Annotated in this window: 18 protein-coding genes and 1 other annotated feature; all 18 genes read left to right on the forward strand. The window is 40.0% G+C overall.

Going from position 1 to position 18,659, the window contains the following annotated elements:
* The first annotated feature begins 2 nt into the window (after positions 1 to 2).
* The 18 genes from AC3WJG_RS24500 (at position 3) to rpsJ (ending at position 18,649) form a co-directional block, all read left to right on the forward strand.
* Positions 3 to 512 carry an NYN domain-containing protein gene (locus tag AC3WJG_RS24500; RefSeq protein ID WP_013081364.1) on the forward strand — a complete coding sequence of 170 codons (510 nt, stop codon included), beginning with the start codon at positions 3 to 5 and terminating at the stop codon, positions 510 to 512.
* Positions 513 to 580: 68 nt separating this feature from the next.
* Positions 581 to 1,231 (forward strand): RNA polymerase sporulation sigma factor SigH, encoded by a 651-nt coding sequence (sigH, locus tag AC3WJG_RS24505; RefSeq protein ID WP_013054910.1) that lies wholly within the window; start codon positions 581 to 583, stop codon positions 1,229 to 1,231.
* A gap of 81 nt (positions 1,232 to 1,312) precedes the next feature.
* Complete coding sequence (gene rpmG / locus AC3WJG_RS24510) at positions 1,313 to 1,462, forward strand: 50S ribosomal protein L33 (protein WP_028410365.1); 150 nt, start codon at positions 1,313 to 1,315, stop codon at positions 1,460 to 1,462.
* Between the two features lie 53 nt (positions 1,463 to 1,515).
* Complete coding sequence (gene secE, locus AC3WJG_RS24515; RefSeq protein ID WP_013054912.1) at positions 1,516 to 1,695, forward strand: preprotein translocase subunit SecE; 180 nt, start codon at positions 1,516 to 1,518, stop codon at positions 1,693 to 1,695.
* 195 nt (positions 1,696 to 1,890) lie between these two features.
* A complete protein-coding gene (gene nusG / locus AC3WJG_RS24520; RefSeq protein WP_013054913.1) occupies positions 1,891 to 2,424 on the forward strand; it encodes a transcription termination/antitermination protein NusG in 534 nt (177 codons plus the stop codon).
* A gap of 165 nt (positions 2,425 to 2,589) precedes the next feature.
* Positions 2,590 to 3,015, forward strand: coding sequence for a 50S ribosomal protein L11 (gene rplK / locus AC3WJG_RS24525; protein ID WP_013054914.1), 426 nt, complete (start codon positions 2,590 to 2,592; stop codon positions 3,013 to 3,015).
* A 110-nt stretch (positions 3,016 to 3,125) separates the two neighbouring features.
* Complete coding sequence (gene rplA, locus AC3WJG_RS24530; RefSeq protein ID WP_013054915.1) at positions 3,126 to 3,821, forward strand: 50S ribosomal protein L1; 696 nt, start codon at positions 3,126 to 3,128, stop codon at positions 3,819 to 3,821.
* A gap of 65 nt (positions 3,822 to 3,886) precedes the next feature.
* Positions 3,887 to 4,030: a sequence feature (ribosomal protein L10 leader region), on the forward strand.
* A gap of 40 nt (positions 4,031 to 4,070) precedes the next feature.
* Positions 4,071 to 4,571: a 50S ribosomal protein L10 gene (rplJ, locus tag AC3WJG_RS24535; RefSeq protein WP_013054916.1), complete on the forward strand. Its 501-nt coding sequence runs from the start codon at positions 4,071 to 4,073 to the stop codon at positions 4,569 to 4,571.
* Between the two features lie 44 nt (positions 4,572 to 4,615).
* Positions 4,616 to 4,978: a 50S ribosomal protein L7/L12 gene (gene rplL / locus AC3WJG_RS24540; RefSeq protein ID WP_013054917.1), complete on the forward strand. Its 363-nt coding sequence runs from the start codon at positions 4,616 to 4,618 to the stop codon at positions 4,976 to 4,978.
* Between the two features lie 112 nt (positions 4,979 to 5,090).
* Positions 5,091 to 5,693 carry a class I SAM-dependent methyltransferase gene (locus AC3WJG_RS24545; RefSeq protein WP_028410366.1) on the forward strand — a complete coding sequence of 201 codons (603 nt, stop codon included), beginning with the start codon at positions 5,091 to 5,093 and terminating at the stop codon, positions 5,691 to 5,693.
* A gap of 245 nt (positions 5,694 to 5,938) precedes the next feature.
* Entirely contained in the window at positions 5,939 to 9,502 is a 3,564-nt protein-coding gene (rpoB, locus tag AC3WJG_RS24550) for a DNA-directed RNA polymerase subunit beta (protein ID WP_013081368.1), read from the forward strand.
* 62 nt (positions 9,503 to 9,564) lie between these two features.
* Positions 9,565 to 13,158, forward strand: coding sequence for a DNA-directed RNA polymerase subunit beta' (rpoC, locus tag AC3WJG_RS24555; protein WP_013081369.1), 3,594 nt, complete (start codon positions 9,565 to 9,567; stop codon positions 13,156 to 13,158).
* A gap of 131 nt (positions 13,159 to 13,289) precedes the next feature.
* On the forward strand, positions 13,290 to 13,538 hold the full coding sequence (locus AC3WJG_RS24560) for a 50S ribosomal protein L7ae-like protein (protein ID WP_013054921.1): 249 nt from the start codon (positions 13,290 to 13,292) through the stop codon (positions 13,536 to 13,538).
* A 99-nt stretch (positions 13,539 to 13,637) separates the two neighbouring features.
* Positions 13,638 to 14,060 carry a 30S ribosomal protein S12 gene (gene rpsL / locus AC3WJG_RS24565; protein WP_013054922.1) on the forward strand — a complete coding sequence of 141 codons (423 nt, stop codon included), beginning with the start codon at positions 13,638 to 13,640 and terminating at the stop codon, positions 14,058 to 14,060.
* Positions 14,061 to 14,110: 50 nt separating this feature from the next.
* Complete coding sequence (gene rpsG / locus AC3WJG_RS24570) at positions 14,111 to 14,581, forward strand: 30S ribosomal protein S7 (RefSeq protein ID WP_013054923.1); 471 nt, start codon at positions 14,111 to 14,113, stop codon at positions 14,579 to 14,581.
* Positions 14,582 to 14,638: 57 nt separating this feature from the next.
* A complete protein-coding gene (gene fusA / locus AC3WJG_RS24575) occupies positions 14,639 to 16,717 on the forward strand; it encodes an elongation factor G (RefSeq protein WP_028410367.1) in 2,079 nt (692 codons plus the stop codon).
* Positions 16,718 to 16,833: 116 nt separating this feature from the next.
* Entirely contained in the window at positions 16,834 to 18,024 is a 1,191-nt protein-coding gene (tuf, locus tag AC3WJG_RS24580) for an elongation factor Tu (RefSeq protein ID WP_013081371.1), read from the forward strand.
* Positions 18,025 to 18,340: 316 nt separating this feature from the next.
* Positions 18,341 to 18,649, forward strand: coding sequence for a 30S ribosomal protein S10 (gene rpsJ / locus AC3WJG_RS24585; RefSeq protein ID WP_013054926.1), 309 nt, complete (start codon positions 18,341 to 18,343; stop codon positions 18,647 to 18,649).
* The last annotated feature ends 10 nt before the right edge of the window (positions 18,650 to 18,659 follow it).

The raw sequence follows: 18,659 nt of genomic DNA on the forward strand, positions 1-18,659 counted from the left end.
GAATGGATATTCTACTGGTGGATGGTTATAACATGATAGGTGCGTGGCCCGACCTAAGAAAGCTTAGAGATAATGATTTAGCCGGTGCTCGAGACCTGTTAATCGAAAAGATGGCAGAGTATCAAGCATATATGGGTTATCGTGTCATTATTGTCTTCGATGCTCATATGGTCGAAGGAATTGAAAAGAAGGCAAAAAATCATAAGGTTGACGTTGTATTTACAAGAGAAAATGAAACAGCGGATGAGTACATTGAAAAGCTGGCTCAAGAGCTAAACAACGTAAAGACACAGATTCATGTTGCTACATCTGATTTCACGGAGCAGTGGGCAATCTTTGGACAAGGTGCGCTTAGAATTTCTGCTCGAGAATTGTACAACGAAATTGAGCAGATTGAGAAACATATTAATCTTGATGTGAAGTCTATTCAAAATCAAAAGCCAGCGGCACGCATTCAACTTTCCAATCAAGTAGCCGAAATTTTCGAAAAATGGCGTCGGGGACAGCGGTGAGGTTATTGACGGTACGGAATTAGCTACTGTATAATATTTCTATCTACTGTGCGGTCGGGGGGATCGATATGGGCGATAATTATGGGAGAAAACTGCATGCTCATTTCGAACAACAAGAGGATGAAACAGTTGTCGATCTTGTGCATAAAGGCGATATTGACGCATTAGAGTATTTGATTCATAAATACAAAAACTTTGTGCGAGCAAAGGCGCGGTCATATTTTTTAATTGGGGCAGACCGTGAAGATATTGTACAAGAAGGTATGATAGGGTTATATAAGGCAATTAGAGATTTTAGAGAAGATAAGCTAACTTCGTTTAAAGCTTTTGCTGAACTTTGCATTACCAGGCAAATTATTACCGCTATTAAAACCGCAACAAGGCAAAAACATATTCCATTAAACTCTTATGTATCATTGGACAAGCCAATATATGATGAAGAGTCCGACCGAACCTTAATGGATGTTATTTCGGGGACAAAAGTAGCAAATCCAGAAGAGTTGCTCATTAATCGAGAGAAGTTTGATGATATTGAATTAAAGATGGCTGAACTGTTAAGTGATCTTGAGCGAAAAGTTCTCGTTCTTTATTTAGATGGTCAATCTTATCAAGAGATTTCAGAAGAGTTAAACCGCCACGTCAAATCCATCGATAATGCACTTCAGCGTGTGAAGAGGAAATTAGAGCGCTACCTCGAGATTCGTGAAATCACAATGTAGCCTTCTATCCTCATATTGACATGCTAAGAAAGTCTGTGATACTTTTTTATAGACATTATCACTCTATAGGTGGTTGACATTATGCGTAAAAAAGTTGTACTTGCGTGTGTGCAATGCGCTAGTCGTAACTATACGACTATGAAAAACACACTGCAAAACGAAGAGCGTTTAGAAATGAAGAAGTTTTGCAAAACGTGTAACGCACATACGATTCATCGTGAAACAAAGTAGATCAATAATCTGCACAGACTAATACCCCTTTTAATTTATTGGAGGTTACAAACATGAACCGTGTAGGAAATTTCTTGCGTGATGTTGGGCGTGAGATGAAGAAGGTAAGTTGGCCTAAAAAAAATGAGCTAACTCGTTATACAATTACTGTTATTTCTACAGTTGTATTTATGACACTCTTTTTTGTAGTAGTTGATTACGGAATTTCGTCACTTATTCGTTTAATCCCTTGAATAAATTGACTTAAATCATGGTATAATAAAGCTAAATTATGTTTTTTTCAGAAAAGCCCGGAGACGGGTTTTTTAATTTGCTTTAAGAATGATTGTGCTAGGAGTCAACTATTTTCCTAGTGCGTTGTCTGTGCAATAGATTAGGACATCTTATTTTATAGTGAGCTGGGAGGGAAGGACGTATAGTCCTCAGAAATGGAGAAAAATTGGTATGTAGTCCATACTTATTCTGGATATGAAAATAAAGTAAAAACAAATTTAGAAAAGCGCGTAGAAACAATGGGTATGCAAGATAAAATTTTCCGCGTTGTTGTTCCTGAAGAAGAAGAAAGAGAAATTAAGAACAACAAAGAAAAGATTACAAAGAAAAAAGTATTTCCAGGGTACGTGTTAGTTGAAATCATCATGACGGATGATTCATGGTATGTAGTTCGTAATACACCTGGCGTTACGGGCTTTGTAGGTTCAGCAGGTTCTGGATCAAAGCCAACTGCTCTTCTACCAGAAGAAGTAGAAATGATCTTAAAACAAATGGGCATGGACGAGAAGCATGCTGACTTTGACTTTGAACTAAAAGAAACAGTATTGGTTCAAGAAGGTCCGTTTGCAAACTTTGAAGGTACCATTGAAGAAATCGATACAGATAAACGTAAAGTTAAGGTTCATGTGGATATGTTCGGAAGACAAACGCCAGTAGAGCTAGACTTTACACAAATTGAAAAAATATAATCTGTAAGACCTTGCAATTCATGAAGTTTAATGTTAATATTTCATAAGTCAGTATGTCTCAAAACTAGAGACTAAAACAACTATTTCTTTATTTTATATATAAAGAACATTGAGTGGGAGGGCATCGCCCTATTACCACATCACGGACTTAAGGAGGTGTGTCTCGTGGCTAAAAAAGTAATTAAACTTGTTAAGTTACAAATTCCTGCAGGTAAAGCAAATCCAGCGCCACCAGTTGGTCCTGCATTAGGTCAAGCCGGTGTTAATATCATGGGTTTCTGTAAGGAGTTTAACGCTCGCACAGCTGATCAAGCTGGTCTTATCATTCCTGTTGAAATCACGGTATTTGAAGACCGTTCATTTACATTTATTACGAAAACTCCACCTGCTGCTGTACTACTTAAGAAAGCGGCTGGTATTGAGTCTGGTTCTGGTGAACCAAACCGTAATAAAGTTGCAACAGTCAAGCGTGACAAAGTGCGTGAGATTGCTGAAACTAAAATGCCTGACTTAAACGCTGCTAGCGTTGAATCTGCAATGCGCATGGTAGAAGGTACAGCGCGCAGTATGGGAATCGTAGTTGAAGACTAATTCCATTTGATTGGGTGTTAGAAGGTTGCGAGAAATGGAAGTTTTCCTATGCTCGCAACCTTTATTAGTGGGAGGTTATTCCGTTAAAACCACATAAGGAGGAAACAAAAATGGCTAAAAAAGGTAAAAAGTACGTTGAAGCTGCTAAGCTTGTAGATCGTACACAAACTTATTCAGTACAAGAAGCGATTGAATTAGTAAAGAAAACAAACACAACTAAATTTGATGCAACTGTAGAAGTAGCATTCCGTTTAGGAGTTGACCCTAAGAAAGCTGACCAACAAATTCGTGGTGCAGTAGTACTACCAAACGGTACAGGTAAAACTCAACGTGTATTAGTATTCGCTAAAGGCGAAAAAGCTAAAGAAGCTGAAGCTGCAGGCGCTGACTACGTTGGCGATGCTGACTACATCAACAAAATCCAACAAGGTTGGTTCGAGTTCGATGTAATCGTAGCTACTCCAGACATGATGGGTGAAGTTGGTAAACTTGGTCGTGTATTAGGACCTAAAGGTTTAATGCCAAACCCTAAAACTGGTACAGTAACATTTGATGTTCAAAAAGCAGTTAACGAAATCAAAGCTGGTAAAGTAGAATACCGCGTTGATAAAGCTGGTAACATCCACGTACCAATCGGTAAAGTATCTTTCGAAGAGAGCAAGTTAGTTGAAAACTTCACTACAATCTTCGAAACTATGGTAAAAGCTAAGCCGGCAGCAGCAAAAGGCACATACATGAAGAACGTAGCTGTTACTTCAACAATGGGCCCTGGTATCAAAGTTGATACTGCTTCATTCTCTGCTTAATAAATTTGGAAATAAATCGGTGTTGACTTTTTGAAAGTCCCTGATTATAATAGATAATGTTGTTAAAAAGAATAACATTTGTACCGTAGACAGTAGGTGCTGCAAAGCTTAATTCCCTACCGAGGTGTGTGAGATAAATTAGTGAAACGTTATGGTTCGCTTACTACACCTCCATGTCTTTATTGTCATGGAGGTTTTTTATTGCACCTTGTCTGAGTGTACGGAAGGAAATCTACAGGAGGTGTAAAGATGAGCAACGTAATTGAACAAAAGAAACAAGTCGTAGACGAAATTGCTGAAAAACTTCAAGCGAGTAACTCAATAGTTGTCGTTGACTACCGTGGTTTGAATGTTGCTGAAGTTACTGAACTTCGTAAGCAATTACGTGAAGCAGGCATTGAGTTCAAAGTTTACAAAAACACTTTAACTCGCCGTGCTGTAGAAAAACTTGAACTAACAGATCTTAATGATGCGTTAGTAGGTCCAAATGCAATCGCATTTGGTGGAGAAGATGTTGTTGCTCCAGCTAAAATTCTAAACAACTTCGCGAAAGAACACGAAGCGTTAGAAATCAAAGCTGGTGTAATTGAAGGTAATGTTGCATCTGTTGAAGAAATTAAAGCACTTGCAGAACTACCATCTCGCGAAGGCTTACTTTCTATGTTGCTTAGCGTGCTTCAAGCTCCAATTCGCAACCTTGCTCTTGCTACAAAAGCTGTGGCAGATCAAAAAGAAGAACAAGGTGCATAATCTAGTCTGTTATATATAACACAATCACAAGGAGGAAATTAACAATGACTCAAGAACAAATCATTGAAGCAGTTAAAAATATGACTGTTTTAGAACTTAACGATTTAGTAAAAGCAATCGAAGAAGAATTTGGCGTAACTGCTGCTGCTCCTGTAGCTGTAGCTGGCGGTGCTGCTGGTGAAGCTGCTGCTGAGAAAACTGAATTTGACCTAGTACTTGAAAGTGCTGGCGGACAAAAAATCAAAGTTATCAAAGTAGTACGTGAAATCACTGGTCTTGGCTTAAAAGAAGCTAAAGAAATCGTTGATAACGCTCCAAAAGCTCTTAAAGAAGGTATTTCTAAAGAAGAAGCTGAAGAAGCAAAAGCTAAACTTGAAGAAGTTGGCGCTTCTGTAGAAGTTAAGTAATTATTGCTTAACAACTGATATAAAAAAGCTCGCTTGTACAAGCGAGCTTTTTTGCTTCTGTCATCCTTTTCATTTATAGTAAAGAAGAACATATTGATTAGGAGGTTCTATTTTGACAGAACATTATTTTTCCAATACACCATTGTCTGCAAGTAATGAAGAGCGCTTTTCATTTGAATTGAGAGGAACCTCTTTTTCATTTACGAGTGACCGCGGTGTTTTTTCAAAAAAAGAGATCGATTTTGGATCGCGCCTGTTAATTGAAACGTTTCAAATGCCCGAGAGTCCCGGCCCGCTTCTGGATGTTGGGTGCGGATATGGCCCAATTGGGTTGGCACTTGCAAAAGAGGACAGCCAAAGAAACGTTCATATGGTTGATGTTAATGAACGTGCATTAGCACTAGCTCAAAAAAATGCTGAAGTTAATTCAGTATCCAATGTTTCAATCTATCAAAGCTCTTGCTATGAAAATGTGAAGGAAACGAATTTTGCAGCTATTCTTAGTAATCCGCCGATCCGTGCGGGTAAAAAAGTTGTTCATGAAATTCTAGAAAAATCATTAGATCACCTTGCTGACCAAGGAGAACTTTGGATTGTGATTCAGAAAAAGCAAGGAGCGCCATCTGCTCTTGCGAAATTAGAATCTCTATTTAATGAAGTAGAAGTAGTAGACAAGAAAAAAGGGTATTATATCATATGTGCTAAAAAATGTTGACTAATATTTTTTAGTATGTTAGCATTATAAAATGCCAATATATAAATATTCCATATAAGCTCGGGTTATACATAAAATAAAAGGTATAATTTTGAATTATATGGGAAAAACTAATAAAATCAATAGTACGTTTTTATGAAATTGTGGTTTTCTATTTAAAGAGACCATTTTTCTTTTGTTCAATAATAAACATATGGTTTATTATATATTTTGAATAATAACGCTTGATTTGAGGGGTGAATCAGTTGACAGGTCAACTAGTTCAGTATGGACGCCACCGCCAACGCAGAAGTTATGCTCGTATTAGTGAAGTTTTAGAGTTACCGAACTTAATCGAGATTCAAACGGCTTCATACCAATGGTTTTTAGATGAAGGTTTACGAGAAATGTTCCAAGATATTTCTCCAATTGATGATTTTACAGGTAACTTATCACTAGAATTTATTGATTACAGCTTAGGTGAGCCAAAGTATTCAGTAGGAGAGTCCAAAGAACGTGATGTAACTTATGCAGCACCTCTTCGTGTTAAGGTGCGGTTAATTAATAAAGAAACAGGTGAAGTAAAAGACCAAGATGTGTTCATGGGAGATTTCCCATTGATGACCGAAACAGGTACCTTTGTAATTAATGGTGCTGAGCGTGTTATCGTATCACAGTTGGTTCGTTCACCAAGTGTTTACTATAGTGGAAAGCTTGATAAAAACGGTAAAAAAGGATATACAGCAACTGTTATCCCTAACCGTGGTGCATGGCTAGAATATGAAACTGATGCAAAAGATGTAGTATACGTGCGTATTGATCGTACTCGTAAACTGCCAGTAACAGTGCTGTTACGCGCGCTAGGTTTCGGTTCTGACCAAGAGATTATCGATTTAATCGGTGATAATGAATACATCCGTAATACGCTTGAAAAAGATAATACGGAAACAACGGAAAAAGCGCTATTAGAAATCTATGAGCGTTTACGTCCGGGTGAACCACCGACAGTTGAGAATGCGAAGTCTCTATTAGTATCTCGCTTCTTTGATCCAAAACGATATGACTTAGCGAACGTAGGTCGCTATAAAATTAATAAAAAGCTTCATATCAAACATCGCTTATTTAATCAAAAGCTAGCTGAAACATTAGTTGATCCTGAAACAGGTGAAATTATTGCAGAAAAAGGCGCAATGATTGACCGCCGTCTGCTAGATCGCTTGATTCCGATGCTTGAAGGTGGAGTAAACTTCAAAACTTACAGCCCGGTTGGTGGAGTAGTAGAAGACGATGTTACATTACAATCTATTAAGATTTATGCGCCAAATGATCCAGAAGGTGAAAAAATCATCACTGTATCAGGTAACGCGTATGTAACAGAAGAAGTTAAAAATATCACACCTGCTGATATTTTAGCATCGATCAGTTACTTCTTTAACTTGCTTCATCAAGTAGGAGACACAGATGATATCGACCACTTAGGTAACCGTCGTCTGCGTTCTGTAGGTGAATTGTTACAAAATCAATTCCGTATCGGTTTATCTCGTATGGAACGTGTTGTTCGTGAAAGAATGTCAATTCAAGACACGAATACAATCACACCTCAACAATTAATTAATATTCGCCCAGTTATTGCGGCGATTAAAGAGTTCTTTGGAAGTTCTCAATTATCACAGTTCATGGATCAAACGAATCCATTAGGCGAATTGACGCACAAACGTCGTCTTTCAGCTCTAGGACCTGGTGGTTTAACGCGTGAGCGCGCTGGTTTCGAAGTACGTGACGTTCACTACTCCCACTATGGCCGTATGTGTCCAATTGAAACGCCAGAGGGTCCGAATATCGGGTTAATCAACTCACTATCTTCTTATGCAAAAGTAAACAAATTCGGTTTCATCGAAACACCTTACCGTCGTATCGATCCTGAAACAGGTAAAGTGACAGAGCGAATTGACTACTTAACAGCTGATGAAGAAGATAACTATGTTGTAGCCCAAGCGAACGCTCGTCTAGGTGATGATGGTTCATTCTTAGATGAAAATGTCGTTGCACGTTTCCGTGGAGAAAACACGGTTATCCGTCGCGATCGTTTAGACTATATGGATGTATCACCAAAACAAGTTGTATCTGCCGCTACAGCATGTATCCCATTCTTAGAGAACGATGACTCTAACCGTGCATTAATGGGTGCGAACATGCAACGTCAAGCAGTACCTTTATTAAATCCTGAAGCACCAATCGTAGGTACAGGTATGGAATACGTATCTGGTAAAGACTCTGGTGCAGCCGTGATTTGTAAATATCCTGGCGTTGTAGAGCGCGTAGAAGCCAAACAAATTTTTGTTCGCCGCTATGAAGAAGTAGACGGACAAAAAGTTAAAGGTAACTTAGATCAATACAAACTATTAAAATTTGTTCGTTCTAACCAAGGTACTTGTTACAACCAGCGTCCAATTGTTTCAGTTGGCGACGAAGTAGTAAAAGGTGAGATCTTAGCCGACGGTCCTTCAATGGAAAAAGGTGAGCTTGCTTTAGGACGAAACGTAATGGTTGGTTTCATGACATGGGATGGTTACAACTATGAGGATGCCATCATCATGAGTGAACGCCTTGTGAAAGACGATGTATATACGTCTGTTCATATTGAAGAATATGAATCTGAGTCTCGTGATACGAAGCTTGGACCTGAAGAAATTACGCGTGACATTCCAAACGTAGGTGAAGATGCGCTTCGCAACTTAGATGAGCGTGGAATCATCCGCATTGGTGCAGAAGTAAAAGACGGAGATCTTTTAGTTGGTAAAGTAACGCCAAAAGGTGTAACAGAACTAACAGCTGAAGAACGTCTTCTACACGCTATTTTCGGTGAAAAAGCGCGTGAAGTTCGTGATACTTCTCTTCGTGTACCACACGGCGGCGGTGGAATCATTCTTGATGTTAAAGTCTTCAACCGCGAAGATGGCGACGAATTACCACCAGGTGTAAACCAATTAGTCCGTGTATATATTGTTCAGAAGCGTAAAATTTCTGAAGGTGACAAAATGGCCGGTCGTCACGGTAACAAAGGTGTAATTTCACGTATTTTACCTGAAGAAGATATGCCTTACCTACCAGACGGTACGCCAATTGACATCATGTTAAACCCATTAGGGGTACCATCTCGTATGAACATCGGTCAGGTGCTAGAGCTTCATTTAGGTATGGCTGCTCGTAAGCTTGGCATTCACGTTGCGTCTCCAGTATTTGATGGTGCGCGTGAGGAAGATGTTTGGGCAACAATCGAAGAAGCTGGCATGTCTCGTGATGCTAAAACAGTTCTATATGATGGTCGAACAGGTGAACCATTCGATAACCGTGTATCAGTAGGGATCATGTACATGATCAAACTTGCTCACATGGTAGACGATAAACTTCACGCTCGTTCTACTGGACCATACTCACTTGTTACACAACAACCACTTGGTGGTAAAGCGCAGTTCGGTGGACAGCGTTTTGGTGAGATGGAGGTATGGGCACTTGAAGCATACGGTGCTGCTTACACATTACAAGAGATCTTAACAGTGAAATCAGATGACGTAGTAGGTCGTGTGAAAACATACGAAGCAATTGTTAAAGGTGAAAACATTCCAGAACCTGGCATACCTGAATCGTTCAAAGTATTAATTAAAGAACTACAAAGTTTAGGTATGGATGTGAAGATGCTTTCTGCTGACGAGCAAGAAATTGATATCATGGACTCAGAAGAGGACCATGAGCAACCAACAGAATCAATTATTGCAGATAACGAAGAAAGCCTTTCTGAAGGACAAAAAGATCCTGTCACAAAAGAGTAAGGAATTACTTTCATATAAACGTTAAGGGAAAAAACCTGTAGATTAAAAGGGAGGTAGGCTCCTTGCTAGATGTAAATAACTTTGAGTATATGAAAATCGGTCTAGCTTCGCCAGATAAAATTCGTTCTTGGTCGTACGGTGAGGTAAAAAAACCTGAAACGATCAACTATCGTACGTTAAAACCTGAAAAAGACGGCTTATTCTGTGAGCGTATTTTTGGTCCACAAAAGGACTGGGAATGTCACTGCGGAAAATATAAGCGCGTTCGTTATAAAGGTGTTGTATGTGATCGTTGCGGCGTAGAAGTTACGCGCGCAAAAGTTCGTCGTGAACGCATGGGTCACATCGAGCTAGCTGCACCTGTTTCTCATATTTGGTACTTTAAAGGTATTCCTAGCCGCATGGGACTTGTCTTAGACATGTCCCCTCGTGCGCTAGAGGAAATCATTTATTTTGCTTCTTATGTAGTAACAGATGCTGGTGATACACCACTTGAAAAGAAACAGCTTTTATCAGAGAAAGAATACCGTGCGTATCGTGAGAAGTACGGACAAACTTTCCATGCAGCAATGGGTGCTGAAGCTGTTAAAAAATTATTGCATGACATCGATCTTGATAAAGAAGTAGATGCTTTGAAAGAAGAATTGAAAACTGCTCAAGGTCAACGTCGTACACGTGCTATTAAACGTTTAGAAGTACTAGAGGCTTTCCGTCATTCTGGTAACGAACCTTCTTGGATGATTTTAGACGTTCTACCGGTTATTCCGCCAGAACTTCGTCCAATGGTTCAATTAGATGGTGGACGCTTTGCTACGTCTGACTTAAACGATTTATATCGCCGTGTAATCAACCGTAACAACCGCTTAAAGCGTTTATTAGACCTTGGAGCTCCTAGCATTATCGTTCAAAACGAAAAGCGTATGCTTCAAGAAGCTGTAGATGCATTAATCGATAATGGTCGTCGCGGCCGTCCGGTAACAGGACCAGGTAACCGTCCATTAAAATCTCTTTCTCACATGTTAAAAGGTAAGCAAGGTCGCTTCCGTCAAAACTTATTAGGTAAACGTGTTGACTACTCTGGCCGTTCGGTAATCGTTGTAGGTCCGAACTTAAAGATGTATCAATGTGGTCTTCCAAAAGAAATGGCGTTAGAGCTTTTCAAACCTTTCGTAATGAAAGAGCTTGTTGAGCGCGGTTTAGCTCATAACATCAAGAGTGCAAAACGTAAAATTGAACGCGTGCAACCTGAAGTATGGGACGTATTAGAATCGGTTATTAAAGAGCATCCAGTTCTTTTAAACCGTGCACCAACGCTACACAGACTAGGTATTCAAGCATTTGAACCTACGCTTGTAGAAGGTCGCGCTATCCGTCTTCACCCGCTTGTATGTACAGCATATAACGCTGACTTTGACGGTGACCAAATGGCGGTTCACGTTCCATTATCTGCAGAAGCACAAGCAGAAGCACGTATCTTAATGCTTGCTGCTCAAAATATCTTGAACCCTAAAGATGGTAAACCAGTTGTTACACCTTCACAGGATATGGTATTAGGTAACTACTACTTAACGCTTGAGCGTGAAGAGGCAGTTGGAGAAGGTATGGTGTTCAAGGATACAAATGAAGCACTATTAGCGTACCAAAACGGTTATGTGCATCTTCATACACGTGTAGGTGTGTATGCAGGTTCTTTAAACAACGAAACGTTTACAGAAGCACAAAATCAACAGTTGCTTGTTACAACGGTTGGTAAATTAGTTTTCAACGAAATTTTACCAAAATCGTTCCCATACATTAACGAACCAACAAGAGAAAACTTAGAAGTGAAAACTCCTGAGAAGTACTTTGTTGAAAAAGGTGCAGATGTGAAGGAATTCATCAAGAATCAACCGGCTATCGCACCGTTTAAGAAAAAAATCTTAGGTAATATTATCGCTGAAGTATTTAAACGTTTCAAAATTACTGAGACTTCTAAAATGCTTGACCGTATGAAAGACCTAGGTTTCAAATATTCTACTAAAGCTGGTATTACAGTTGGTGTAGCTGATATCGTGGTTTTAGGAGAAAAAGAAGTTATCTTAACAGAAGCGCAAGCTAAAGTAGATAACGTACTAAAACAATTCCGTCGTGGTTTAATTACTGAAGATGAGCGTTATGAGCGTGTTATCTCTGTATGGAGTAGCGCGAAAGACGTTATCCAAGGTAAATTAATGGCGTCATTAGACAAACGCAACCCAATCTTCATGATGAGTGACTCTGGTGCCCGTGGTAACGCATCTAACTTCACTCAGCTTGCAGGTATGCGTGGACTAATGGCCAACCCGTCTGGTCGTATCATTGAGTTACCAATCAAATCTAGTTTCCGTGAAGGTTTAACGGTATTAGAGTACTTTATCTCTACCCATGGTGCACGTAAAGGTCTTGCCGATACGGCTCTTAAAACAGCTGACTCAGGTTACCTTACTCGTCGTCTGGTTGACGTGGCACAAGACGTTATCGTACGTGATGACGACTGTGGTACAGACCGCGGTATTCTGGCTGTTGCAATCAAAGAAGGAACAGAAGAAATTGAGAAACTTGATGAGCGTCTAATTGGACGTTATGCAAGAAAAACACTACTTCACCCAGGAACAAACGAAGTGTTAGTGAAAGAAAACGAACTGATTACAGAAGACCTAGCTGAAACAATTGTGGATGCTGGTGTTGAAGAAGTATGGATTCGTTCTGCATTCACTTGTAACACTCGCCACGGTGTATGTAAAAAATGTTACGGTCGTAACCTTGCAACTGGTTCAGAAGTTGAAGTGGGTGAAGCAGTTGGTATCATCGCTGCTCAATCTATCGGTGAGCCAGGTACACAGTTAACGATGCGTACATTCCATACAGGTGGGGTTGCTGGAGACGATATCACTCAAGGTTTACCGCGTATCCAAGAGATCTTCGAAGCGCGTAACCCTAAAGGTCAAGCCGTTATTTCTGAAATTGAAGGTACAATTGCCGGCATTTCTGAAGGACGCGATCGTCAACATGAAATTACTGTTCAAGGAGAGATTGAAACTCGTTCTTACACAGCTCCGTACAGTGCACGTCTGAAAGTTATTGAAGGACAGCGCATTGCACGTGGTCAAGAATTAACAGAAGGTTCAATTGATCCTAAAGAATTACTAAAAGTAAAAGACATCACGGCTGTACAAGAGTACTTGCTTCGTGAGGTGCAAAAAGTATACCGTATGCAAGGGGTAGAAATTGGAGATAAACACGTAGAGGTAATGGTTCGCCAAATGCTTCGTAAAGTGCGCGTAATGGATTCAGGAGATACAGATGTATTACCAGGTTCATTACTTGATATTCACCAATTCACTGATGCAAATGAAAAAGTATTACTTGAAGGCAATCGTCCAGCGACGGGTCGTCCTGTATTACTTGGTATTACAAAAGCATCTCTTGAAACTGATTCCTTCTTATCTGCTGCATCATTCCAAGAAACAACGCGTGTTCTTACGGATGCTGCAATCAAAGGAAAACGTGATGAGTTGCTTGGACTTAAAGAGAATGTTATCATTGGTAAGCTAGTTCCGGCTGGTACAGGTATGACGAGATATCGTAATGCTGAACCGATCAAAAACCAAGCTGAAGAAACGGTAACAATCGACTAATTATAAAATCATTACTCTAGAATGGATGTTTTTTTAAAAAACTACAAAACGTTAGTTGACATCCATTCTAGGGAATGATACTATATCAAAGGTGCTCCTATAAACTACCTGTTACTTTGGAGGATATGATAATGTCTTATGAAAAAGTATTACAGGCTGATCATATTATTGTAGGAACAAAGCAGACGGTGAAAGCATTAAAAAAAGGTACAGTAAAGGAAGTCATCATTGCTGAAGACGCTGATTTTTATGTCACATCCATTGTGGCAAAAACGGCACAGCAAGAAAACGTTCCGTATACGTATGTCCCTTCTATGCGAAAGCTTGGTCAAGCTTGTAGGATAGAAGTTAACGCTGCAACTGTTGCAATTATTAGTTAACACGTTTTTGAACTTTTAGTTTCAAAGACTTTGTTTTTTGCTAAAAAATGAACCACCTGGATGTGTGGTCTTACAAAAGGCGAAAGGAGGAAAATTTAAATGCCTACTATTAACCAATTAATCCGTAATGGTCGTGTGAGTAAAGGTAAAAAATCTGACTCACCTGCTTTAAACAGAGGTTACAACAGCTTCAAAAAAGCTCAAACTAACCAATCTTCTCCACAAAAACGTGGTGTATGTACACGTGTGGGTACTATGACACCGAAGAAACCGAACTCGGCTCTTCGTAAATATGCTCGTGTACGTTTAACAAACGGTATCGAGGTAACAGCTTATATCCCAGGTATTGGTCACAACTTACAAGAACACAGCGTGGTACTTATCCGCGGTGGACGTGTAAAAGATTTACCAGGGGTACGTTACCATATCGTACGTGGTGCACTTGATACTGCTGGTGTGGATGGCCGTATGCAAGGTCGTTCTAAATATGGTACTAAGCGACCAAAAGCAGCTAAAAAATAATAGCTTAACAATTAATAGATAAACTTTTAAAAGTGAAAGGAGGAAGTAGAATGCCACGTAAGGGACCTGTTGCAAAAAGAGACGTATTACCAGATCCGATTTACAATTCTAAGCTTGTATCTCGCTTAATCAACAAAATGATGCTTGATGGAAAGCGCGGTAAGTCACAAGCTATTCTTTATAGAGCATTCGATTTAGTACAAGAGCGCAGTGGTAAAGAAGCTATGGAAGTATTCGACCAAGCTCTTAAAAACATCATGCCTGTACTAGAAGTTAGAGCACGCCGTGTAGGGGGTTCTAACTACCAAGTTCCTGTAGAAGTACGTCCAGAGCGTCGTACTACTTTAGGTCTTCGTTGGTTAGTAAACTATGCTCGTCTTCGTGGAGAAAAAACGATGGAAGAGCGTTTAGCTAACGAAATCCTTGATGCAGCTAACAACACTGGTGCTGCAGTTAAGAAACGTGAAGATACTCACAAAATGGCAGAAGCTAACAAAGCATTTGCTCATTACCGTTGGTAATCTTTTAACGAAACTTTTTAAAAAACAAATTATAATATGGAAGGAGAAATACCTAAGATGGCAAGAGAGTTCTCCTTAGAAAACACTCGTAATATTGGGATCATGGCTCACATTGATGCTGGTAAAACAACAACAACTGAGCGTGTTCTTTATTATACTGGCCGTATCCATAAAATTGGTGAAACTCATGAAGGAGCTTCACAAATGGACTGGATGGAGCAAGAGCAAGAACGTGGTATCACTATCACGTCTGCTGCGACAACTGCTTCTTGGAAAGGTCACCGCGTTAACATCATTGATACTCCTGGACACGTAGACTTCACTGTTGAAGTTGAGCGTTCATTACGTGTACTTGATGGCGCTGTGGCAGTTCTTGATGCTCAATCTGGTGTTGAGCCTCAAACAGAAACAGTATGGCGTCAAGCGACTACGTACGGTGTTCCCCGTGTCGTATTCGTTAACAAAATGGACAAAATTGGTGCTGACTTCTTGTACTCTGTAAAAACGATCCACGATCGTTTAGGTGCAAATGCTCACCCAATTCAGTTGCCAATTGGTGCTGAAGATGAGTTCGAAGCAATCATTGACCTAGTGGAAATGAAAGCATACTTCTACGAAGATGACTTAGGTACTCGTTCAGAGTCTCGTGAAATTCCTGAGGAATACAAAGAGCAAGCTGAAGAATACCGTGCAAGCTTAGTAGAAGCTGTTGCAGAACTTGACGAAGAATTAATGATGAAGTACTTAGACGAAGGCGAGCTTACAGTTGAAGAACTAAAAGCTGGTATCCGTAAAGGTACTTGTGACGTTGAATTCTACCCAGTTATCTGTGGTTCAGCATTCAAAAACAAAGGTGTACAATTAATGCTAGATGCAGTAATTGACTACCTACCATCTCCAGTAGATGTACCAGCAATCCAAGGTATCGTACCTGACACAGAAGAAGAAGTTACGCGTGAGTCTAGCGACAACGCTCCTTTCTCAGCATTAGCGTTCAAAGTTATGACGGACCCTTATGTTGGTAAATTAACATTCTTCCGTGTGTACTCTGGTGTACTAAGCTCTGGTTCATACATCAAAAACTCTACAAAAGGTAAGCGTGAGCGTGTAGGTCGTATCCTACAAATGCATGCTAACTCTCGTGAAGAGATTTCTGAAGTATACGCTGGAGATATCGCGGCAGCTGTAGGATTAAAAGATACTTCTACTGGTGATACTCTATGTGACGAAAAGAGTCTTGTAATTCTTGAGTCTATGGAATTCCCAGAGCCAGTTATCTCTTTATCTGTTGAGCCAAAATCAAAAGCTGACCAAGATAAAATGACTACAGCTCTTCAAAAGTTACAAGAAGAAGATCCAACTTTCCGTGCGGAAACTAATACAGAGACTGGTCAAATCATCATCTCTGGTATGGGTGAGCTTCACCTTGATATCATCGTTGACCGTATGCGTCGCGAATTCAAAGTAGAAGCAAACGTTGGTGCTCCTCAAGTAGCTTACCGTGAAACTTTCCGCGCTGGTGCGAAAGTTGAAGGTAAATTCGCTCGTCAATCTGGTGGTCGTGGACAATTCGGTCACGTTTGGATTGAGTTCGAACCTAACGAAGAAGGAAAAGGCTTTGAATTTGAGAACAAAATCGTTGGTGGTGTAGTTCCACGTGAATACATCCCTGCAGTTCAAGCTGGTCTTGAAGATGCATTACAAAACGGTGTTGTTGCTGGTTATCCATTAATCGATATCAAAGCTGCTTTAGTTGATGGATCTTACCATGACGTTGACTCAAGTGAGATGGCGTTTAAAATTGCCGCTTCTATGGCTCTTAAAAACGCAGTATCAAAATGTAGCCCAGCTATCCTTGAACCAATGATGAAGGTTGAAGTTGTTATCCCTGACGAATACTTAGGAGATATCATGGGTGACATTACGTCTCGTCGTGGACGTGTAGAAGGTATGGAAGCACGCGGTAACGCTCAAGTTGTACGTGCATTCGTTCCACTTTCTGAAATGTTTGGTTATGCAACTGCATTACGTTCAAACACTCAAGGTCGCGGAACATATTCTATGCACTTCGATCACTACGAAGAAGTTCCTAAATCAATTTCAGAAGAAATTATTAAAAAAAATAAAGGTGAATAATTGATTTTCACTCTTTATTGAAGTATAACTACTTATGTACGCTGTGAAAGTGGAGCTCATTCCCTTTCACGGCCTCATAAAACATAAACTACATGAATTTTAAGGAGGATTTTCGAATGGCTAAGGAAAAATTCGACCGTTCAAAAACACATGCCAATATCGGTACAATTGGTCACGTTGACCATGGTAAAACAACTTTAACAGCTGCTATCACTACTGTTCTTGCTAAGAAAAGTGGTAAAGGTGCAGCAATGGCTTACGACATGATCGACGCTGCTCCAGAAGAGCGCGAGCGTGGAATCACAATCTCAACTGCACACGTTGAGTACGAAACTGACACTCGTCACTATGCACACGTTGACTGCCCAGGACATGCTGACTATGTTAAAAACATGATCACTGGTGCTGCTCAAATGGATGGCGGTATCTTAGTAGTATCTGCTGCTGATGGTCCAATGCCACAAACTCGTGAGCACATCCTTCTTTCTCGTCAAGTAGGTGTACCTTACCTAGTTGTATTCTTAAACAAATGTGACATGGTAGACGACGAAGAGCTACTTGAATTAGTAGAAATGGAAGTACGTGACCTTCTTTCTGAATACGACTTCCCTGGTGACGATGTACCAGTAATCAAAGGTTCTGCTCTTAAAGCTCTTGAAGGCGAAGCTGATTGGGAAGCTAAAATCATCGAGCTTATGGACGCTGTTGATGAGTACATCCCAACTCCAGAACGTGACACTGAAAAACCATTCATGATGCCAGTTGAGGACGTATTCTCAATCACTGGTCGTGGTACAGTTGCTACAGGTCGTGTAGAGCGTGGACAAGTTAAAGTTGGTGACGTTATCGACATCATCGGTTTAACTGAAGAGCCAAAATCTACTACTGTAACAGGTGTAGAAATGTTCCGTAAGCTTCTTGACTATGCTGAAGCTGGCGACAACATCGGTGCTTTACTTCGTGGTGTAGCACGTGAAGAAATCCAACGTGGACAAGTATTAGCTAAACCAGGCTCAATCACTCCACACACTAAATTTACTGCTGAAGTATACGTTCTTTCTAAAGACGAAGGTGGACGTCACACTCCATTCTTCACAAACTACCGTCCACAGTTCTACTTCCGTACAACTGATGTAACTGGTATTTGTAACTTACCTGAAGGCGTAGAAATGGTAATGCCTGGCGACAACATCGAAATGACTGTTGAACTTATCGCTCCAATCGCGATTGAAGAAGGTACTAAATTCTCAATCCGTGAAGGTGGACGTACAGTAGGCGCTGGCGTTGTAGCTAAAATCAGCGAGTAATTTCTCGTTTCAGTAAAGGGAGTAGGGTAACCTACTCCTTTTTTTATTTGGTGATAAAAGGTAAAGATAGTTTTTACTATTACACTTGCAAAATGATCTCCTTTTATATATAATGAAAAAAGTGTGCGACACATAAAAAAGTTTTTTAACTTTATTGTTGCAATATGAACCCATTTTTAGTATAATAAAAATGTTGGTCTTTGACTGCGATGATGCGGAAGGTTGCCGACACACCCGGCCGCTTTGCCATGGCGAGTGTGGGGAAATTTCCGCGGAGAATGTCTATTGTAAAATAGGCGAAAAAGGAGGGAAAATAATGGCAAAAGAAAAAATTCGCATTCGTTTAAAAGCATATGATCACAGAATTCTTGATCAATCTGCTGAGAAAATCGTAGAAACTGCAAAACGTTCTGGTGCGGCTGTATCTGGTCCGATTCCATTACCGACTGAAAAATCAATTTATACAATTCTACGTGCAGTACACAAATATAAAGATTCTCGTGAGCAGTTCGAAATGCGCACGCATAAACGCTTAATTGATATCGTGAATCCAACACCACAAACTGTTGATTCATTAATGCGTTTAGACTTACCATCTGGTGTAGATATCGAAATTAAACTTTAATTTAAAATAA

It is taken from the genome of Priestia sp. FW507-14D1A (assembly GCF_058781295.1).

Coding starts and splice junctions, on each gene's coding strand:
- rplA (WP_013054915.1), top strand. CDS start 3,126: ATGGCTAAAAAAGGTAAAAAGTACGTTGAAGCTGCTAAGCTTGTAGAT.
- rpsG (WP_013054923.1), top strand. CDS start 14,111: ATGCCACGTAAGGGACCTGTTGCAAAAAGAGACGTATTACCAGATCCG.
- fusA (WP_028410367.1), top strand. CDS start 14,639: ATGGCAAGAGAGTTCTCCTTAGAAAACACTCGTAATATTGGGATCATG.
- rplJ (WP_013054916.1), top strand. CDS start 4,071: ATGAGCAACGTAATTGAACAAAAGAAACAAGTCGTAGACGAAATTGCT.
- AC3WJG_RS24560 (WP_013054921.1), top strand. CDS start 13,290: ATGTCTTATGAAAAAGTATTACAGGCTGATCATATTATTGTAGGAACA.
- rpsL (WP_013054922.1), top strand. CDS start 13,638: ATGCCTACTATTAACCAATTAATCCGTAATGGTCGTGTGAGTAAAGGT.
- rplL (WP_013054917.1), top strand. CDS start 4,616: ATGACTCAAGAACAAATCATTGAAGCAGTTAAAAATATGACTGTTTTA.
- sigH (WP_013054910.1), top strand. CDS start 581: ATGGGCGATAATTATGGGAGAAAACTGCATGCTCATTTCGAACAACAA.
- AC3WJG_RS24500 (WP_013081364.1), top strand. CDS start 3: ATGGATATTCTACTGGTGGATGGTTATAACATGATAGGTGCGTGGCCC.
- tuf (WP_013081371.1), top strand. CDS start 16,834: ATGGCTAAGGAAAAATTCGACCGTTCAAAAACACATGCCAATATCGGT.
- nusG (WP_013054913.1), top strand. CDS start 1,891: ATGGAGAAAAATTGGTATGTAGTCCATACTTATTCTGGATATGAAAAT.
- secE (WP_013054912.1), top strand. CDS start 1,516: ATGAACCGTGTAGGAAATTTCTTGCGTGATGTTGGGCGTGAGATGAAG.
- rpmG (WP_028410365.1), top strand. CDS start 1,313: ATGCGTAAAAAAGTTGTACTTGCGTGTGTGCAATGCGCTAGTCGTAAC.
- rpsJ (WP_013054926.1), top strand. CDS start 18,341: ATGGCAAAAGAAAAAATTCGCATTCGTTTAAAAGCATATGATCACAGA.